Below are 13044 nucleotides of genomic sequence, written 5' to 3'. Positions count from 1 at the left end.
TGCGGGGATTGCAAGGGTGGATCGGCGGTGGATCGGCGGTGGATCGGCGGGCGGAGGCTTGACTCGCGGGGCGCAGGGGCGTAGTGCGGCGGCCAATTCCCCGGAGGCTTGACGCTTCCGGTCCCGTCGCATTTGCGGGGATCGCCATCCGTCAGCGCGTTGCGCCCACGGGTGCCGTTGTCCTTTGCGGGTGCATTACCGCCGTCGGACCCCCATATCCGGCTTTTGCCACGAACCCGGAGGGTTGCCATGTTCGAGAGCCTGTCAGAACGTCTTGGTGGCGTTTTCGACCGTCTGACCAAGGCGGGCGCCCTGAGCGAGGCGGATGTCGTCGCCGCCCTTCGCGAGGTGCGGGTGGCGCTTCTGGAGGCGGATGTCTCGCTGCCTGTCGCGCGGGACTTCATCAAGAGGGTGCAGGAGAAGGCCACGGGCGTGGCGGTGACGAAGTCGGTCACGCCGGGGCAGATGGTGGTGAAGATCGTCCATGACGAGTTGATCCGCGTGTTGCAGGGCGAGGGGCCTGCCGATGCGCTGAAGATCGACAATCCGCCGGCCTGCGTGCTGATGGTGGGTTTGCAGGGGTCGGGGAAGACCACGACCACGGCGAAGCTGGCCAAGCGGTTGAAGGAGCGGAACGGCAAGAAGGTGCTGCTGGCCTCGCTGGACACCAACCGCCCGGCGGCGATGGAGCAGTTGGCGATCCTTGGCGCGCAGATCGGTGTGGATTCCTTGCCCATCGTGAAGGGCGAGAGCGCGGTGCAGATCGCCAAGCGCGCCAAGACGCAGGCCAATCTGGGCGGCTATGACGTGCTGTTCCTGGATACCGCCGGGCGTCTGCATATCGACGAAGTGCTGATGGACGAGGTGCAGGCGGTGCGCGACATCGCCCAGCCGCGCGAGGTGCTGCTGGTTGTCGATGGCCTGACGGGGCAGGACGCGGTGAATGTGGCGACCGAGTTCGACGGCAAGGTGGGTATCTCGGGCGTCGTGCTGACGCGGATGGATGGCGACGGGCGCGGCGGTGCGGCGCTGTCGATGCGGGCGATCACGGGCAAGCCCATCCGGTTCGTCGGTCTGGGCGAGAAGATGGACGCGCTGGAGACCTTCGAGGCCGAGCGTGTGGCGGGCCGCATCCTCGGGATGGGCGATATCGTCGCGCTGGTCGAGAAGGCGCAGGAGACGTTCGAGGCCGAGCAGGCCGAGCGGATGGCCAAGCGCTTTGCCAAGGGTCTGTTCAACATGAACGACCTGAAGATGCAGCTTGAGCAGATGGTCAAGATGGGCGGCATGCAGGGCCTGATGGGCATGCTGCCGGGCATGGGCAAGATGCAGGCCGCCGCGGCCGAGGCGGGGCTGGATGACAAGATGCTGAAGCGGCAGATCGCGCTGATCCAGTCGATGACGAAGAAGGAACGCGCGAACCCCGACCTGTTGCAGGCGAGCCGGAAGAAGCGGATCGCGGCGGGGGCCGGGCTGGAGGTGGCCGATCTGAACCGTCTCTTGAAGCAGCACAAGCAGATGGCCGAGATGATGAAGAAGATGGGCAAGGGCGGCATGATGAAGCAGGCCATGCGCCAGATGCTGGGCAAGGGCGGGATGCCCGACCCGTCGAAGATGACGCCCGAGCAGTTGGAAGAGGCCGCACGCGGCATGAAGCAGGGGCTGGGGCAGGGCGGGGGCTTTCCCGGCATGCCGCGCGGGATGAGCCTGCCGTCGGGCCTGTCGGGGCTGATGAAGAAGAAATGACCTACAGGCTGGCGCAGGATGACATGGGCGGCCCGGTCCTTTGGACCGAGCGTCTTTGCCTGCGCCGTCCCCGGCGTGAGGATATTCCGGCGAGCTATGCGTTCTGGTCGTCGGAACGGTCGGCCCTGATGGGCGGGCCCTGGTCGATGGAGACCCTCGTGGCCGAGACGGAGGGCCTGTTTGCACAGTGGGACAAGCACGGCTTCAGCCTGTTCACGGTCTGCCGCAAGGGGGAGGACTCCGGGATCGGTGGCATCGGCCCCTTCTTTCCCGAGACGCATCCCGAGCCGGAACTGGGATGGAGCCTGTGGAATGCCGCCGACGAGGGGCAGGGTCTGGCCCTTGAGGCGGCGCGTGCGGCGCGGGATTGGTTCTTTGCGAGTTCAAGCTATCGGACGGCGGTGTCCTATACCGATCCGGCAAATGCCCGGTCGCATCGGCTGTGCGAACGTCTTGGTGCCGTGGTGGATGCCACCGCCCCCCACCCCTATGGCGATGAACCGACCCTGACCTATCGCCATTTCGCCGGGGGGCGCGCATGATCGCCTTGACCGGACTTCCTGTTCTGACGACGGCGCGCCTGGTGCTGCGCGGGCCGCAGGCGGCGGATTGGCCGGTGTTCAGGGCCTTCCGCATGTCGGACCGGACGGCCTATACCGGGGGGCCGCGTTCGGCGCAGCAGGCAGCGGAGCAGTTCGCGGCGCTGTTCGGGCATTGGGTGCTGCGCGGCTTCGGGCGGCTGATCGCCGAGGACCGGGTCACCGGGCAGCCCTTGGGGCATTTCGGGCCGTTGCAATGGGATGAGGCGGGCGAGGTTGAGCTGACCTGGTCGCTGTGGAGGTCCGAGGCCGAGGGGCAGGGGCTGGCGACCGAGGCCGCCCTGGCGATGAAAGCTTGGGTTTTCGGGCCGCTGGGCCTTTCCTCGGCCATCGTGCAGGTGCATCGGGACAATGCGGCGTCGCATGGCATCGCGCGCCGGTTGGGCGGGGAAGTGATCCCCGGGCGCGTGCCGGGATGGACCGAGGCGGGGACGGTGTATCGCCTGACGGCGGAGGGCCGCGCATGATCGCGCCGGTCCTTCATACCGAGCGGTTGACGCTGCGGATGCCGCGGATCGAGGATTTCGAGCCGCGGGCTGCCTTTTATGCCTCGGACCGGGCGGTCTGGGAGGGGGGGCCGATCTCGCGGGTGGAGGCGTGGCGCATCTGGGCATCCGAGGTGGGGCTTTGGCCGTTGCGCGGTTATGGGCCGTTCACCGTGGAGGCGGACGGGGCCTATGTCGGCGAGGTGGGCATCTATCAGGCCGAGGATTACCCCGAGGCGGAGCTGGGCTGGTTCGTGCTGCCCGAGGCCGAGGGCAAGGGCTATGCGCTGGAGGCGGCGCGAGCGGTGATGGTCTGGGCGCGGCAGAGCTTTGGCTGGGACGAAATCGTCAACATCATCGACCCCGGCAATGCGCGGTCCATCGCGCTGGGCCTGCGGCTGGGCGGGCGGATTGATGCGTCGAGGCCGGGGATCGACTCGGGCGATGTGGTGATCGTGCATGATCTGCGAGGCTTCGCATGATCGCGCTGGCGGGGACCCCGGTGATCGAGACGGAGCGTCTGGTGCTGCGCGCGCCGGAGGCGGGGGATTGGCCTGCGTTTCATGGCTTCCTCGCCTCGGATCGGGGGCAGTTCGTGCGGACGGGGGAATATGACCTGTCCAACACATGGCGGGGGTTCTGCCATCTGATCGGTCACTGGGTCGTGCGCGGGTTCGGCATGTTCGTCTATCACGCCAAGGGCGATGCCACGCCGCTGGGTGCGGCGGGGCCATGGTTCCCCGAGACCTGGCCGGAGCGGGAGATTGGCTGGTCGGTCTGGAATTCAGACGCCGAGGGCAAGGGGCTTGCCCATGAGGCGGCCTCGGCGGCGCTGGACTTCGCCTATCGCAGCCTCGGCTGGCGGACGGCTGTTTCCTATGTGGCGGAGGGGAATGCACGGTCGCGCGCGCTGGCCCTGCGGCTTGGGGCGGTGGTCGATCCGGATGCGCCTTCGATCGGGACGCCGCCCTGTCTTGTCTTTCGCCACCCCGCCCCTGACAGCCGGAGGACCGCATGACCGACGCCAAACGCGATGATACGGGCCGTGCCGCCGAGATATTGAAGGAGCATCGCCAGTCGATCGACCGGCTGGATGCGATCCTTGTCTATACGCTGGCCGAGCGGTTCAAGCAGACGCAGGCGGTGGGGCGGTTGAAGGCGGCGCATGATCTGCCGCCGAGCGACCCTGACCGCGAGGCGCGGCAGATGGCGCGGCTGGACCAGTTGGCCAAGGAGGCCGATCTGGACCCCGACCTCGCCAAGAAATTCCTGACCTTCATCATCAGCGAAGTCATCAGGCATCACGAGAAACTACAGAAATAACCCATGACGGTGCGTGACGCACCCGACGCAAACCAAGGAGAAGACTGAAATGGCTATGAAAATCCGGCTCGCCCGTGGCGGTTCCAAGAAGCGCCCGCATTATTCCATCGTGGCCTCTGACTCGCGCATGCCGCGCGATGGCCGCTTTCTGGAAAAGCTGGGCACCTATAACCCGCTGCTCGCCAAGGATGACGAGAACCGCGTGAAGATGGACATGGACCGCGTGAAGCATTGGCTGGGCCAGGGCGCGCAGCCGACCGACCGTATCGCGCGGATGCTGGAAGCTGCGGGCGTGATGCCGAAGAAGGCCCGCAACAACCCGAAATCCGCCGTGCCGGGCAAGCAGATGGCCGAGCGCGCCGCGAAGAAGGCCGCGCGGTCTGCCGCCCCCGCGGAAGAATAAGAACGGAACCGGGGGGCCGCATCAGCGGCCCCCCTTTTTCCTGATCCTGCAACCGGGTGAGTGACGATGACGCGACCTGACCGCATCTGTGTCGGTGCCATCGCCGGATCTTTCGGCGTGCAGGGGGAGGTGCGGCTGAAAAGCTTTTGCGCCGATCCCGAGGCGATTGCCTCTTACGGGCCGCTGTGGACGGAAGATGGCACGCGGTCCTTTGTCGTGAAGCTGACGCGGGCGGCTGTGTCGGGGGGCCTTGGCGCGCGGCTGTCGGGCGTGCTGACCAAGGAGCAGGCGGATGCCCTGAAGGGGACGCAGCTTTTCGCGGATCGCGACAGGCTGCCGGCGCTGCCGGATGACGAATTCTATCACGCCGATCTGATCGGCCTTGTCGCGCAGGATACCGGGGGGGTGACCCTTGGCACGGTGCGCGCGGTGCATAATCACGGCGCGGGCGATATGCTGGAAATCCTTGGCCCGGGGATGAAGACGGCGCTGCTGGTGCCCTTCACGCTGGCCGTGGTGCCGACGGTCGATCTGGCGGCGGGGCGGATCGTGGTGGATATGCCCGAGGATGTGGAATGACCGGGGAGGCGCCGCGGTCGCATGGCCGCCTGAAGGTGCAGGTGAGCCTGCAGCCGCGCGACCTGATGGAAGAGCCGCGCCGGGTGAAGGGTGCCTGGGAGGCGCGGATCGTGACGCTGTTCCCCGAGGCCTTTCCCGGCGTTCTGGGCCTGTCGCTGACGGGGAAGGCGCTGGATCAGGGGCTGTGGCGAATGGAGACGCTGGACCTGCGGACCTTCGGCGAGGGCAAGCATCGCAATGTGGATGACACGCCTGCGGGGGGCGGCGCGGGCATGGTGCTGCGCGCCGATGTGGTGCATCGCGCGCTGCGGCAGGCGATGATCGGCGCGCCGGTGGAGCGGGGACGGTGGCCGGTGGTCTATCTCTCGCCGCGCGGGCGGCGGTTCGATCAGGCGATGGCGCGCGACTGGGCGGCGGCGGAGGGGGTGACGGTCCTTTGCGGGCGGTTCGAGGGGGTGGATCAGCGGGTGCTGGATCACTGGGGCATCGAGGAAGTGTCGCTTGGCGATTTCGTGCTGACCGGGGGCGAGATCGCGGCGCAGGCGATGATCGACGCGACGGTGCGGCTGTTGCCCAATGTGCTGGGCAATGCGGCATCGACCGAGGAAGAAAGCTTTTCCGACGGGTTGTTGGAGCATCCGCAATACACGCGGCCCGCTGTCTGGGAGGGGCGGGAGGTTCCGGCGGTGCTGATGTCGGGGCATCATGGCGAGATCGAGAAATGGCGGCGGGCGGAGCGCGAGCGGTTGACGCAGGAGCGGCGGCCGGATCTGTGGGAGAAGCGGAAGGGGTGACGGCGGATGGCGGGGTGAGCGCCTTCGAGGCGGGGTGAGCCCCTTCGAGGCGGGGTGAACCCCGCCCTACGGCATCGCCTGATGGATGCAGGGGCCTGGCCGCGCGTGATCTTCTGCCCTTGACCGCAAGGCCATTTCCCCCCTATACGCCCCCGGTCCGGGGCGGTTGCGCCATCCGGGCGCGATTCCTTTTGCCTTCTGCGCACTTCGGCAGGGCTTGGGCAGGGAAGCGCCACAGTCAAAGCAGGCCTGCATCTCTGGCGGGCGTTCCTGATGGAACGGACCCGATCGAAGACCGAGAGCTCTGGGGCGGCATCACCTCTGCGGACCTACCGCAGGCAGATTGGAGACATGCGCATGAACCTGATCGCGCAGATCGAGGCGGAACAGATCGCCGCCCTCGGCAAGACCATTCCGGATTTCAAGGCCGGCGATACCATCCGCGTCGGCTATAAGGTGACCGAAGGCACGCGGTCGCGGGTGCAGATGTATGAAGGCGTCTGCATCGGCCGCAAGGGCGGGATGACCATCTCGGCCTCGTTCACCGTCCGCAAGATTTCCTTCGGTGAAGGCGTGGAACGGGTGTTCCCGCTCTATTCCACCAACATCGATTCGATCGAGGTTGTCCGCCGTGGCCGCGTGCGCCGCGCCAAGCTGTACTATCTGCGCGCGCGTCGCGGGAAGTCGGCCCGGATCGCCGAAGTGTCGAACTACAAAGAAAAGTCGGAATAAGGATCACCGCGATGAAAAAGGGCATTCACCCCGACTATCACATGATCACGGTCAAGATGACCGACGGCACCACCTTCCAGACCCGCACCACCTGGGGCAAGGAAGGCGACCAGATGGCGCTGGACATCGACCCGCTGGCGCATCCGGCCTGGACCGGGCAGTCGGCCAAGCTGATGGACACCGGCGGCCGTGTGTCGAAGTTCAAGAACAAGTATGCCGGTCTGGGCTTCTGATCCCGCCTGCTGCCGAGACAAAGGAAACGCCGCCCCGCACCGGGCGGCGTTTTCCGTTGCGGCATCCGCATGGAGGGGCTTGCGGATTTCCGCCAACTGGGCCTTATCGCTGTTCCGCACCGCCTGCTGCCGCTTGGGGTGCATCGGGGCCTCGGGGGACTGGTGAATGGCGCATATCATCGTTGTCGGGAACGAAAAGGGCGGGTCGGGGAAATCGACCACCTGCATGCATGTGGGCACGGCGCTGGCGCGGATGGGGTTCCGGGTGGGGGCGCTGGACCTTGACCTGCGGCAGCGCAGTTTCGGCCGCTATGTCGAGAACCGGCGCGCCTATCTGGCGCGGGCGGGGCTGACCCTGCCTTCCCCGGACTATCGCGAATTGCCCGAAGTGCCGGCGGATCAGTTGCAGCCCGGCGAGAATGCCTTCGATGCGCGGCTGGCGGCGGCGGTGGCGGCGCTGGAGCCGGTGTCGGATTTCATCGTGATCGACTGCCCCGGGTCGCATACGCGGCTGTCACAGGTGGCGCATTCGCTGGCCGATACGCTGATCACGCCGTTGAACGACAGTTTCGTGGATTTCGACCTGCTGGCGCGGGTGGACCCGGAATCGGGCCGGGTGAAGGGGCCGTCGATCTATTCCGAGATGGTGTGGAATGCGCGGCAGCTCAGGGCGCAGGCAGGGTTGAAACCCATCGACTGGATCGTGCTGCGCAATCGCCTGGGCGCGCAGCAGATGCACAACAAGAAGAAGGTCGGCGCGGCGCTGGAGGAATTGTCGAAGCGGATCGGGTTCCGCGTTGCCCCCGGCTTTTCGGAGCGCGTCATCTTTCGCGAACTGTTTCCGCGCGGGCTGACGCTTCTGGACCTGCGCGATACCGGGGTGGATCAGTTGAACCTGTCCAACATCGCCGCGCGGCAGGAAGTGCGCGATCTGGTGGCCGAACTCAATTTGCCCGGTGTGCGGGTGGATTTCTGACGGCGGCGGCCGAAAGCTGACCGGTCTTCGCTTCGCGCGCCATTTCGCGGGCACCGATGCGCTGAAGGCGCTGGTCGAATTGCGGATCGACATGCTGCGCCTTGTGGGCGAATAGCCCGAGCTTTTCCAACAGGGCGAGGCCGAGTTGCATGACGTTCTCCTCTCTTGCCTTGGGCGGCGGGTGGCCGGACCCGTGGGTGAGGGTGAGGATGACGGAAAAGATGGGCAGGACTGGGGCAGGCGCGGGGTCTTTCCTTGTGCGATGGTTGCCGTTGGCGATGGGAATCGGGCGCATTGAGCGGGTTGTGGCGCGAATTGTTCACGCCATGGCGGTTCTGCGCCGAGGCGGCGGGTGGCTTGAGTGCGGCGGGCGCGGCATGGCAAGAGGGGCGGAGCAGCGGCGGAGGAAACCATGGCCAATCACCTGTTCGATGCCCTTTTCGCGCCATTGGCCGGGCGGGAGCGTGACCTGCTGATCCTGCCGGATGGGCGGCGGATCGCGGGGGGCGCCTTTCTGCGCCTGGTGGCCCGGATGGCGGGCGCCCTGCGGGGGCTGGGCGTCGGGAAGGGGGACCGGATCGCGGTGCAAGTGGGCAAATCGCCCGAGGCGCTGGCCTGCTATGGCGCGGCGGCGGCGCTGGGGGCGGTGTTCCTGCCGCTGAACACGGCCTATACGCCGGATGAGGTGGGGTATTTCCTTGGCGATGCGACGCCGCGGGTCTTTGTCTGCGACGGGGCGAAGGCCGGGGCGATGGGGCCGGTGGCGGCGCGGGCGGGGGCGCGTCTGGTGGTGCTGAACGGCGACGGGTCGGGGGAGTTGGCCGATCTGGCCGCGCAGGCCCCGGAGGTGGAGGCGGTGGCCTGCGGGCCGGAGGACCTTGCGGCGATCCTTTATACATCGGGCACGACGGGGCGGTCGAAGGGCGCGATGCTGACGCATCGCAACCTTCTGTCCAATGCCGAGGTTCTGGTGCGTGAATGGCGGTTCACAGCGGGTGATGTGCTGCTGCATGCGCTGCCGATCTTTCACACGCATGGGCTGTTCGTGGCGTCAAACGTGGCGCTGCTGTCGGGGGGCGCGATGATTTGGCTGCCGGGGTTCGAGGCGGGGGCCGTGCTGCGGCATCTGCCGCAGGCCACGGTGATGATGGGGGTGCCGACCTTCTATACGCGGCTGCTGGAAGAGACGGGGCTGACGCGCGATCTGGTTGGCCACATGCGGCTGTTCGTGTCGGGGTCGGCGCCGCTTCTGGCCGAGACGCATGAGGCCTGGGCGGCGCGGACGGGGCATCGGATCCTGGAACGCTATGGGATGACAGAGACGAACATGAACACCTCCAACCCCTATGAGGGGGAACGGCGGGCGGGGACGGTGGGCTTTCCCCTGACGGGGGTAGAGCTGCGGATCCTGGCGGAGGGGCGCGAGGTCGGCTCCGAAGAGGTGGGGATGATCGAGGTGCGGGGGCCCAATGTCTTTGCCGGCTATTGGCAGATGCCCGAGAAGACGCGCGAGGAGTTGCGGGCGGATGGCTGGTTCATCACCGGCGATCTGGGGAAGCGGGATGCGGATGGGTACGTCCATATCGTGGGGCGGGCGAAGGATCTGGTGATCACGGGGGGCTATAACGTCTATCCCAAGGAGGTGGAGCTGCTGCTGGACGAGGTGCCGGGGGTGGCGGAAAGCGCGGTGATCGGCGTGCCGCATCCGGATTTCGGCGAGGCGGTCTTTGCGGTGCTGGTGGCGCAGAAGGGTGCGGTGCTGGAACCGGGGGCGGCGCTGGCGGCGATTGCCGGGCGGTTGGCGCGGTTCAAACAGCCCAAGGCGGCGGTGGTGGTGGAGGCGCTGCCAAGGAATACGATGGGGAAGGTGCAGAAGAACCTGCTGCGGGATGCCTATAAGGGCTGGTTCGCCTGAGAGACGAAACTCGGGCGCAGGTTTCGGGCCGTCTTCTGCGCGCGAGACTGATGATGGCAGAGCGGCGGTGCAGGGCGGAGGTTGCGCCTGCGTCCATCGCGGTTCAGGTATCAGACACCGTCCCCGGGGCCGAGTTCGGTTTCGAGGAAGCGTTCGAAGGCGTCGAGGTCCACGGGATCGAACTGCCCGAAGCCCTGCATCCAGACCGAGGCCGCGCGCAGGGCATCGGGTTCCAGCTTGCACCACTTCACCCGGCCGCGCTTTTCCTGCGTGATGAGACCCGCCTCGGCAAGCACGGCGAGGTGTTTGGAGATGGCGGCGAGCGACATGGCGAAAGGTTCGGCTACGTCAGTGACGGCCATGTCATCTTCCAGGAGCATCGTCAGGATCGCGCGGCGCGTTGGATCGGCCAGCGCGGCGAAGACGGTGTCGAGCGGATCGGGCGCGGGCGCGGTCATGCGGGCATCTTTGCGGGGGCGGTGTGAAATCGTCAACCATCCGGTTGAATATGCCGCGATGCCGCATCCGGCGCGCGGCGCCGTTTCGATGACCTTTGCCAGTTTCGGAATATGATTTGGAATCAATGTCTTGAGCCGGGAAACCCTGGGGATTTCGCGGCTTGACTCAGGGGGGTTGCCTCCGTAGGTTCCGCCCGACTGTTCTGGGGGCCCCCAAGCATGGCTGAAGATCCCGATCGCGCACGGTTGGCTGCGCTGGAGGAGAAGCTGGCCAAGGCGAAGGGCGCGGTCGAAGGACCGCGCAAGCGCCATCAGGACAACCAGTATTCCCAGGCGCAACTGGCCTGGCGGATGGTGGTGGAGCTTGTGGCCGGTCTGGCGATCGGCTTCGGCATCGGATACGGGCTGGATACCCTTCTGGGGACGATGCCCATCTTTCTGGTGCTGTTCATTTTCGCGGGGCTGGCGGCGGGTGTGAAAACCATGCTGCGATCCGCGAAGGAAGTGCAGGAACGCAAGGCGGCCGAGGCCGCCGAAGATGAGGGCGAGGAACGTGGCGGAAGAGGCGCATAGCGAAGGCGGTCTGGTGTTTCACCCGATGGACCAGTTCATCGTGAAGCCGCTGTTCGGCGATGGACCGGTGGAATGGTACACGCCGACCAACGTGACGCTCTGGCTGGGTCTGGCGGTGCTCTGCACCGTGGCGCTGTTCGTGCTGGGCACGCGGGGCCGTGCGATCATCCCGACGCGGGTGCAATCCATCGCGGAACTGGCCTACGGCTTCATCTACAAGATGGTGGAAGACATCGCCGGGCCGGAAGGCGCGCGGTATTTCCCGAAGATCTTCACGCTCTTCGTCTTCATCATCATGACGAACTATCTCGCGCTGATCCCGATGTCCTTCAGCCCGACTTCGCATATCGCGGCGACGGCGGTTCTGGGCTTTGGCGTCTTCATCGCGGTGACGGCGCTGGGCTTCATCAAGAACGGGACCCATTTCCTTGGCCTGTTCTGGATGTCGGAGGCGCCGCTGGTGCTGCGCCCGATCATCGCGATCATCGAGGTGATTTCCTACTTCGTGCGCCCGGTGAGCCATTCCATCCGTCTGGCGGGCAACATCATGGCGGGCCATACCGTGATCAAGGTCTTTGCCGCCTTCGCGGGCATCGCGGCGCTGTCGCCGGTGTCGGTTCTGGCCATCGTCGCGATCTATGGGCTTGAGGTGCTGGTCGCCTTCATCCAGGCCTATGTCTTTACCATCCTGACCTGCGTCTATCTGCGGGATGCGCTGCATCCCGGCCACTGAGGCGCGGTCGGTTCGAACTCAACAGCATTCCATCGTAAGGAGAAAATCATGGAAGGCGAACTCGCAAGCATGGGTCAATTCATCGGTGCCGGCTTCGCCGCCATCGGGTCGGGCCTCGCCGCCATCGGCGTCGGCAATGTTGCCGGCAACTTCCTGGCGGGCGCTCTGCGCAACCCGTCGGCGGCTGGTGGTCAGACCGCCACGCTGTTCATCGGTCTGGCCTTCGCGGAAGCTCTGGGGATCTTCGCGTTCCTCGTCGCGCTTCTGCTGATGTTCGCCGTCTGATCCCGCTTCGAATCCTTACGTGAGGGGGGCGCGCCGGGGGACCGGCGCCCCTTCGAAGTTCAAAGGGTCCGACGGAGGACAAGATGGCAACTGAACCTACTGCCGCCGCTGCCGGTGCCTGCGTCAATGACGCGGGTGGCGCGATTGGCATGCCGCAGCTCTGCGTCGAGTGGATGCCGAACCAGATCTTCTGGTTGGTCGTCGCACTGGCCGTGATCTATTTCGTGCTGTCGCGCATCGCGCTGCCCCGGATCGGGAGTGTGCTGGCCGAGCGGAAGGGCACGATCACCAATGACCTGACGGCGGCCGAGGAATTGAAGGCCAAGGCTGTGGAGGCCGAGAAGGCCTATCAGGATGCCCTGGCACGGGCGCGGGCGGAGGCGGCGCGGATCGTCGCCGAGGCGCGGGCCGATATCCAGAAGGATCTTGCGGTGGCCACGGCCAAGGCGGATGCCGAGATTGCGGCCAAGGCGGCGGAATCCGAAGGCCGGATCGCGGAAATCCGCGCAGGTGCGCTGGAGGCCGTGACGGAAGTGGCGAAGGATACCGCCAAGGAACTGGTCGCGGCGCTGGGTGGCAAGGCGGATGCCCGCTCTGTCACGGCGGCGGTCACGGCGCGGCTGAAAGGGTGAGGGCGATGAGAACGCTTACGGCTATTCTGGCGCTGTCGGCCACGCCCGCCCTTGCGGCGGGGGACAAGCCCTTTTTCTCGCTGTCGAATACCGATTTCGTGGTGACGATCGGCTTTCTGGTCTTCATCGGCATCCTGCTGAAATACAAGGTGCCGGCGCTGATCGTGAAGCTGCTGGACAACCGGGCGGCGCAGATCAAGGCGGAACTGGACGAGGCGCGCAGCCTGCGCGACGAGGCCAAGGCCCTGCTGGCATCCTACGAGAAGAAGCAGAAGGAAGTGCAGGAGCAATCCGAGCGCATCGTGGCTTCGGCGAAGGAAGAGGCGATGGCGGCGGCGGCGCAGGCCAAGGCCGATCTGAAGGCTTCGATCGCGCGGCGCGTCGCGGCGGCAGAGGATCAGATCGCCTCGGCCGAGGCGGCGGCGATCCGCGAGGTGCGCGAGCGCGCGATTGCCGTGGCGGTGGCTGCGGCGGGCGATGTGCTGTCCAAGCAGATGACGGCGGAGGGGGCGGCTGCCTCCATCGACGCGGCCATCGGTCAGGTGGAAGCCAAGCTGCACTAAGCCGTTCTGGCACAA

The 13044-nt window shown here is 66.4% G+C and carries 20 protein-coding genes; 18 read left to right on the top strand and 2 right to left on the bottom strand.

Annotated elements, in window-relative coordinates:
* Positions 1–249 precede the first annotated feature (249 nt).
* The 12 genes from ffh (at position 250) to C0V75_RS12875 (ending at position 7870) form a co-directional block, all read left to right on the top strand.
* Positions 250–1746 (top strand): signal recognition particle protein, encoded by a 1497-nt coding sequence (ffh, locus tag C0V75_RS12930; RefSeq protein ID WP_101921385.1) that lies wholly within the window; start codon positions 250–252, stop codon positions 1744–1746.
* Positions 1743–2288 (top strand): GNAT family N-acetyltransferase, encoded by a 546-nt coding sequence (locus C0V75_RS12925; RefSeq protein WP_216821456.1) that lies wholly within the window; start codon positions 1743–1745, stop codon positions 2286–2288. The genes ffh and C0V75_RS12925 overlap by 4 nt, the downstream gene beginning before the upstream one ends.
* Positions 2285–2812 (top strand): GNAT family N-acetyltransferase, encoded by a 528-nt coding sequence (locus C0V75_RS12920; RefSeq protein WP_101921384.1) that lies wholly within the window; start codon positions 2285–2287, stop codon positions 2810–2812. The genes C0V75_RS12925 and C0V75_RS12920 overlap by 4 nt, the downstream gene beginning before the upstream one ends.
* Positions 2809–3312, top strand: coding sequence for a GNAT family N-acetyltransferase (locus tag C0V75_RS12915; RefSeq protein WP_101921383.1), 504 nt, complete (start codon positions 2809–2811; stop codon positions 3310–3312). Before C0V75_RS12920 ends, C0V75_RS12915 begins: the two co-directional genes overlap by 4 nt.
* Positions 3309–3848: a GNAT family N-acetyltransferase gene (locus C0V75_RS12910; RefSeq protein WP_101921382.1), complete on the top strand. Its 540-nt coding sequence runs from the start codon at positions 3309–3311 to the stop codon at positions 3846–3848. The genes C0V75_RS12915 and C0V75_RS12910 overlap by 4 nt, the downstream gene beginning before the upstream one ends.
* A complete protein-coding gene (locus tag C0V75_RS12905; RefSeq protein WP_101921381.1) occupies positions 3845–4153 on the top strand; it encodes a chorismate mutase in 309 nt (102 codons plus the stop codon). The genes C0V75_RS12910 and C0V75_RS12905 overlap by 4 nt, the downstream gene beginning before the upstream one ends.
* 49 nt (positions 4154–4202) lie before the next feature.
* Entirely contained in the window at positions 4203–4556 is a 354-nt protein-coding gene (gene rpsP, locus C0V75_RS12900; RefSeq protein ID WP_101921380.1) for a 30S ribosomal protein S16, read from the top strand.
* 66 nt (positions 4557–4622) lie between these two features.
* A complete protein-coding gene (gene rimM, locus C0V75_RS12895) occupies positions 4623–5135 on the top strand; it encodes a ribosome maturation factor RimM (protein ID WP_101921379.1) in 513 nt (170 codons plus the stop codon).
* On the top strand, positions 5132–5929 hold the full coding sequence (gene trmD / locus C0V75_RS12890) for a tRNA (guanosine(37)-N1)-methyltransferase TrmD (RefSeq protein WP_101921378.1): 798 nt from the start codon (positions 5132–5134) through the stop codon (positions 5927–5929). The genes rimM and trmD overlap by 4 nt, the downstream gene beginning before the upstream one ends.
* 357 nt (positions 5930–6286) lie before the next feature.
* Complete coding sequence (gene rplS, locus C0V75_RS12885) at positions 6287–6661, top strand: 50S ribosomal protein L19 (RefSeq protein WP_101921756.1); 375 nt, start codon at positions 6287–6289, stop codon at positions 6659–6661.
* 11 nt (positions 6662–6672) lie between these two features.
* Entirely contained in the window at positions 6673–6894 is a 222-nt protein-coding gene (gene rpmE, locus C0V75_RS12880) for a 50S ribosomal protein L31 (protein ID WP_101921377.1), read from the top strand.
* 166 nt (positions 6895–7060) lie between these two features.
* Positions 7061–7870, top strand: coding sequence for a division plane positioning ATPase MipZ (locus tag C0V75_RS12875; protein WP_101921376.1), 810 nt, complete (start codon positions 7061–7063; stop codon positions 7868–7870).
* On the opposite strand, the gene C0V75_RS22740 is transcribed toward C0V75_RS12875, so the two are convergent.
* Entirely contained in the window at positions 7839–8021 is a 183-nt protein-coding gene (locus C0V75_RS22740) for a hypothetical protein (RefSeq protein WP_143710420.1), read from the bottom strand. The genes C0V75_RS12875 and C0V75_RS22740 overlap by 32 nt on opposite strands.
* Positions 8022–8282: 261 nt before the next feature.
* Between C0V75_RS22740 and C0V75_RS12870 the strand changes: the two genes are divergently transcribed.
* Positions 8283–9785 carry a malonyl-CoA synthase gene (locus tag C0V75_RS12870; protein ID WP_101921375.1) on the top strand — a complete coding sequence of 501 codons (1503 nt, stop codon included), beginning with the start codon at positions 8283–8285 and terminating at the stop codon, positions 9783–9785.
* A gap of 110 nt (positions 9786–9895) precedes the next feature.
* Here the strand turns inward: C0V75_RS12870 and C0V75_RS12865 are convergent, their stop codons facing one another.
* Positions 9896–10243 carry a helix-turn-helix transcriptional regulator gene (locus tag C0V75_RS12865; protein WP_101921374.1) on the bottom strand — a complete coding sequence of 116 codons (348 nt, stop codon included), beginning with the start codon at positions 10241–10243 and terminating at the stop codon, positions 9896–9898.
* A 219-nt stretch (positions 10244–10462) separates the two neighbouring features.
* On the opposite strand from C0V75_RS12865, the gene C0V75_RS12860 reads away from it, so the two are divergent.
* The 5 genes from C0V75_RS12860 (at position 10463) to C0V75_RS12840 (ending at position 13029) form a co-directional block, all read left to right on the top strand.
* The gene (locus C0V75_RS12860; protein WP_101921373.1) at positions 10463–10816 is read left to right on the top strand and encodes an AtpZ/AtpI family protein; all 354 of its coding nucleotides are present in this window, start codon (positions 10463–10465) and stop codon (positions 10814–10816) included.
* Positions 10782–11549 carry a F0F1 ATP synthase subunit A gene (locus C0V75_RS12855; RefSeq protein ID WP_101921372.1) on the top strand — a complete coding sequence of 256 codons (768 nt, stop codon included), beginning with the start codon at positions 10782–10784 and terminating at the stop codon, positions 11547–11549. The genes C0V75_RS12860 and C0V75_RS12855 overlap by 35 nt, the downstream gene beginning before the upstream one ends.
* A gap of 48 nt (positions 11550–11597) precedes the next feature.
* A complete protein-coding gene (locus C0V75_RS12850) occupies positions 11598–11834 on the top strand; it encodes a F0F1 ATP synthase subunit C (RefSeq protein WP_101921371.1) in 237 nt (78 codons plus the stop codon).
* Between the two features lie 83 nt (positions 11835–11917).
* Positions 11918–12466: a F0F1 ATP synthase subunit B' gene (locus C0V75_RS12845; RefSeq protein WP_101921370.1), complete on the top strand. Its 549-nt coding sequence runs from the start codon at positions 11918–11920 to the stop codon at positions 12464–12466.
* Between the two features lie 5 nt (positions 12467–12471).
* On the top strand, positions 12472–13029 hold the full coding sequence (locus C0V75_RS12840) for a F0F1 ATP synthase subunit B (RefSeq protein ID WP_101921369.1): 558 nt from the start codon (positions 12472–12474) through the stop codon (positions 13027–13029).
* The last annotated feature ends 15 nt before the right edge of the window (positions 13030–13044 follow it).

The organism is Tabrizicola sp. TH137, from assembly GCF_002855575.1.
In the GTDB taxonomy this organism is placed as follows: domain Bacteria; phylum Pseudomonadota; class Alphaproteobacteria; order Rhodobacterales; family Rhodobacteraceae; genus Paragemmobacter.
The sequence above is the reverse complement of the archived record's forward strand: the minus strand, read 5'-3'. Positions and strand labels throughout refer to the sequence as shown.

Excerpts from the sequence above, each read along its gene's own strand:
- C0V75_RS12905 (WP_101921381.1), top strand. The coding sequence starts at position 3,845 with ATGACCGACGCCAAACGCGATGATACGGGCCGTGCCGCCGAGATATTG.
- C0V75_RS12915 (WP_101921383.1), top strand. The coding sequence starts at position 2,809 with ATGATCGCGCCGGTCCTTCATACCGAGCGGTTGACGCTGCGGATGCCG.
- rplS (WP_101921756.1), top strand. The coding sequence starts at position 6,287 with ATGAACCTGATCGCGCAGATCGAGGCGGAACAGATCGCCGCCCTCGGC.
- C0V75_RS12865 (WP_101921374.1), bottom strand. The coding sequence starts at position 10,243 with ATGACCGCGCCCGCGCCCGATCCGCTCGACACCGTCTTCGCCGCGCTG.
- trmD (WP_101921378.1), top strand. The coding sequence starts at position 5,132 with ATGACCGGGGAGGCGCCGCGGTCGCATGGCCGCCTGAAGGTGCAGGTG.
- rpsP (WP_101921380.1), top strand. The coding sequence starts at position 4,203 with ATGGCTATGAAAATCCGGCTCGCCCGTGGCGGTTCCAAGAAGCGCCCG.
- C0V75_RS12925 (WP_216821456.1), top strand. The coding sequence starts at position 1,743 with ATGACCTACAGGCTGGCGCAGGATGACATGGGCGGCCCGGTCCTTTGG.
- C0V75_RS12840 (WP_101921369.1), top strand. The coding sequence starts at position 12,472 with ATGAGAACGCTTACGGCTATTCTGGCGCTGTCGGCCACGCCCGCCCTT.
- C0V75_RS12855 (WP_101921372.1), top strand. The coding sequence starts at position 10,782 with ATGAGGGCGAGGAACGTGGCGGAAGAGGCGCATAGCGAAGGCGGTCTG.
- rimM (WP_101921379.1), top strand. The coding sequence starts at position 4,623 with ATGACGCGACCTGACCGCATCTGTGTCGGTGCCATCGCCGGATCTTTC.
- C0V75_RS12860 (WP_101921373.1), top strand. The coding sequence starts at position 10,463 with ATGGCTGAAGATCCCGATCGCGCACGGTTGGCTGCGCTGGAGGAGAAG.
- C0V75_RS12845 (WP_101921370.1), top strand. The coding sequence starts at position 11,918 with ATGGCAACTGAACCTACTGCCGCCGCTGCCGGTGCCTGCGTCAATGAC.
- C0V75_RS12920 (WP_101921384.1), top strand. The coding sequence starts at position 2,285 with ATGATCGCCTTGACCGGACTTCCTGTTCTGACGACGGCGCGCCTGGTG.
- rpmE (WP_101921377.1), top strand. The coding sequence starts at position 6,673 with ATGAAAAAGGGCATTCACCCCGACTATCACATGATCACGGTCAAGATG.
- C0V75_RS12850 (WP_101921371.1), top strand. The coding sequence starts at position 11,598 with ATGGAAGGCGAACTCGCAAGCATGGGTCAATTCATCGGTGCCGGCTTC.
- C0V75_RS22740 (WP_143710420.1), bottom strand. The coding sequence starts at position 8,021 with ATGCAACTCGGCCTCGCCCTGTTGGAAAAGCTCGGGCTATTCGCCCAC.
- C0V75_RS12875 (WP_101921376.1), top strand. The coding sequence starts at position 7,061 with ATGGCGCATATCATCGTTGTCGGGAACGAAAAGGGCGGGTCGGGGAAA.
- C0V75_RS12910 (WP_101921382.1), top strand. The coding sequence starts at position 3,309 with ATGATCGCGCTGGCGGGGACCCCGGTGATCGAGACGGAGCGTCTGGTG.
- ffh (WP_101921385.1), top strand. The coding sequence starts at position 250 with ATGTTCGAGAGCCTGTCAGAACGTCTTGGTGGCGTTTTCGACCGTCTG.
- C0V75_RS12870 (WP_101921375.1), top strand. The coding sequence starts at position 8,283 with ATGGCCAATCACCTGTTCGATGCCCTTTTCGCGCCATTGGCCGGGCGG.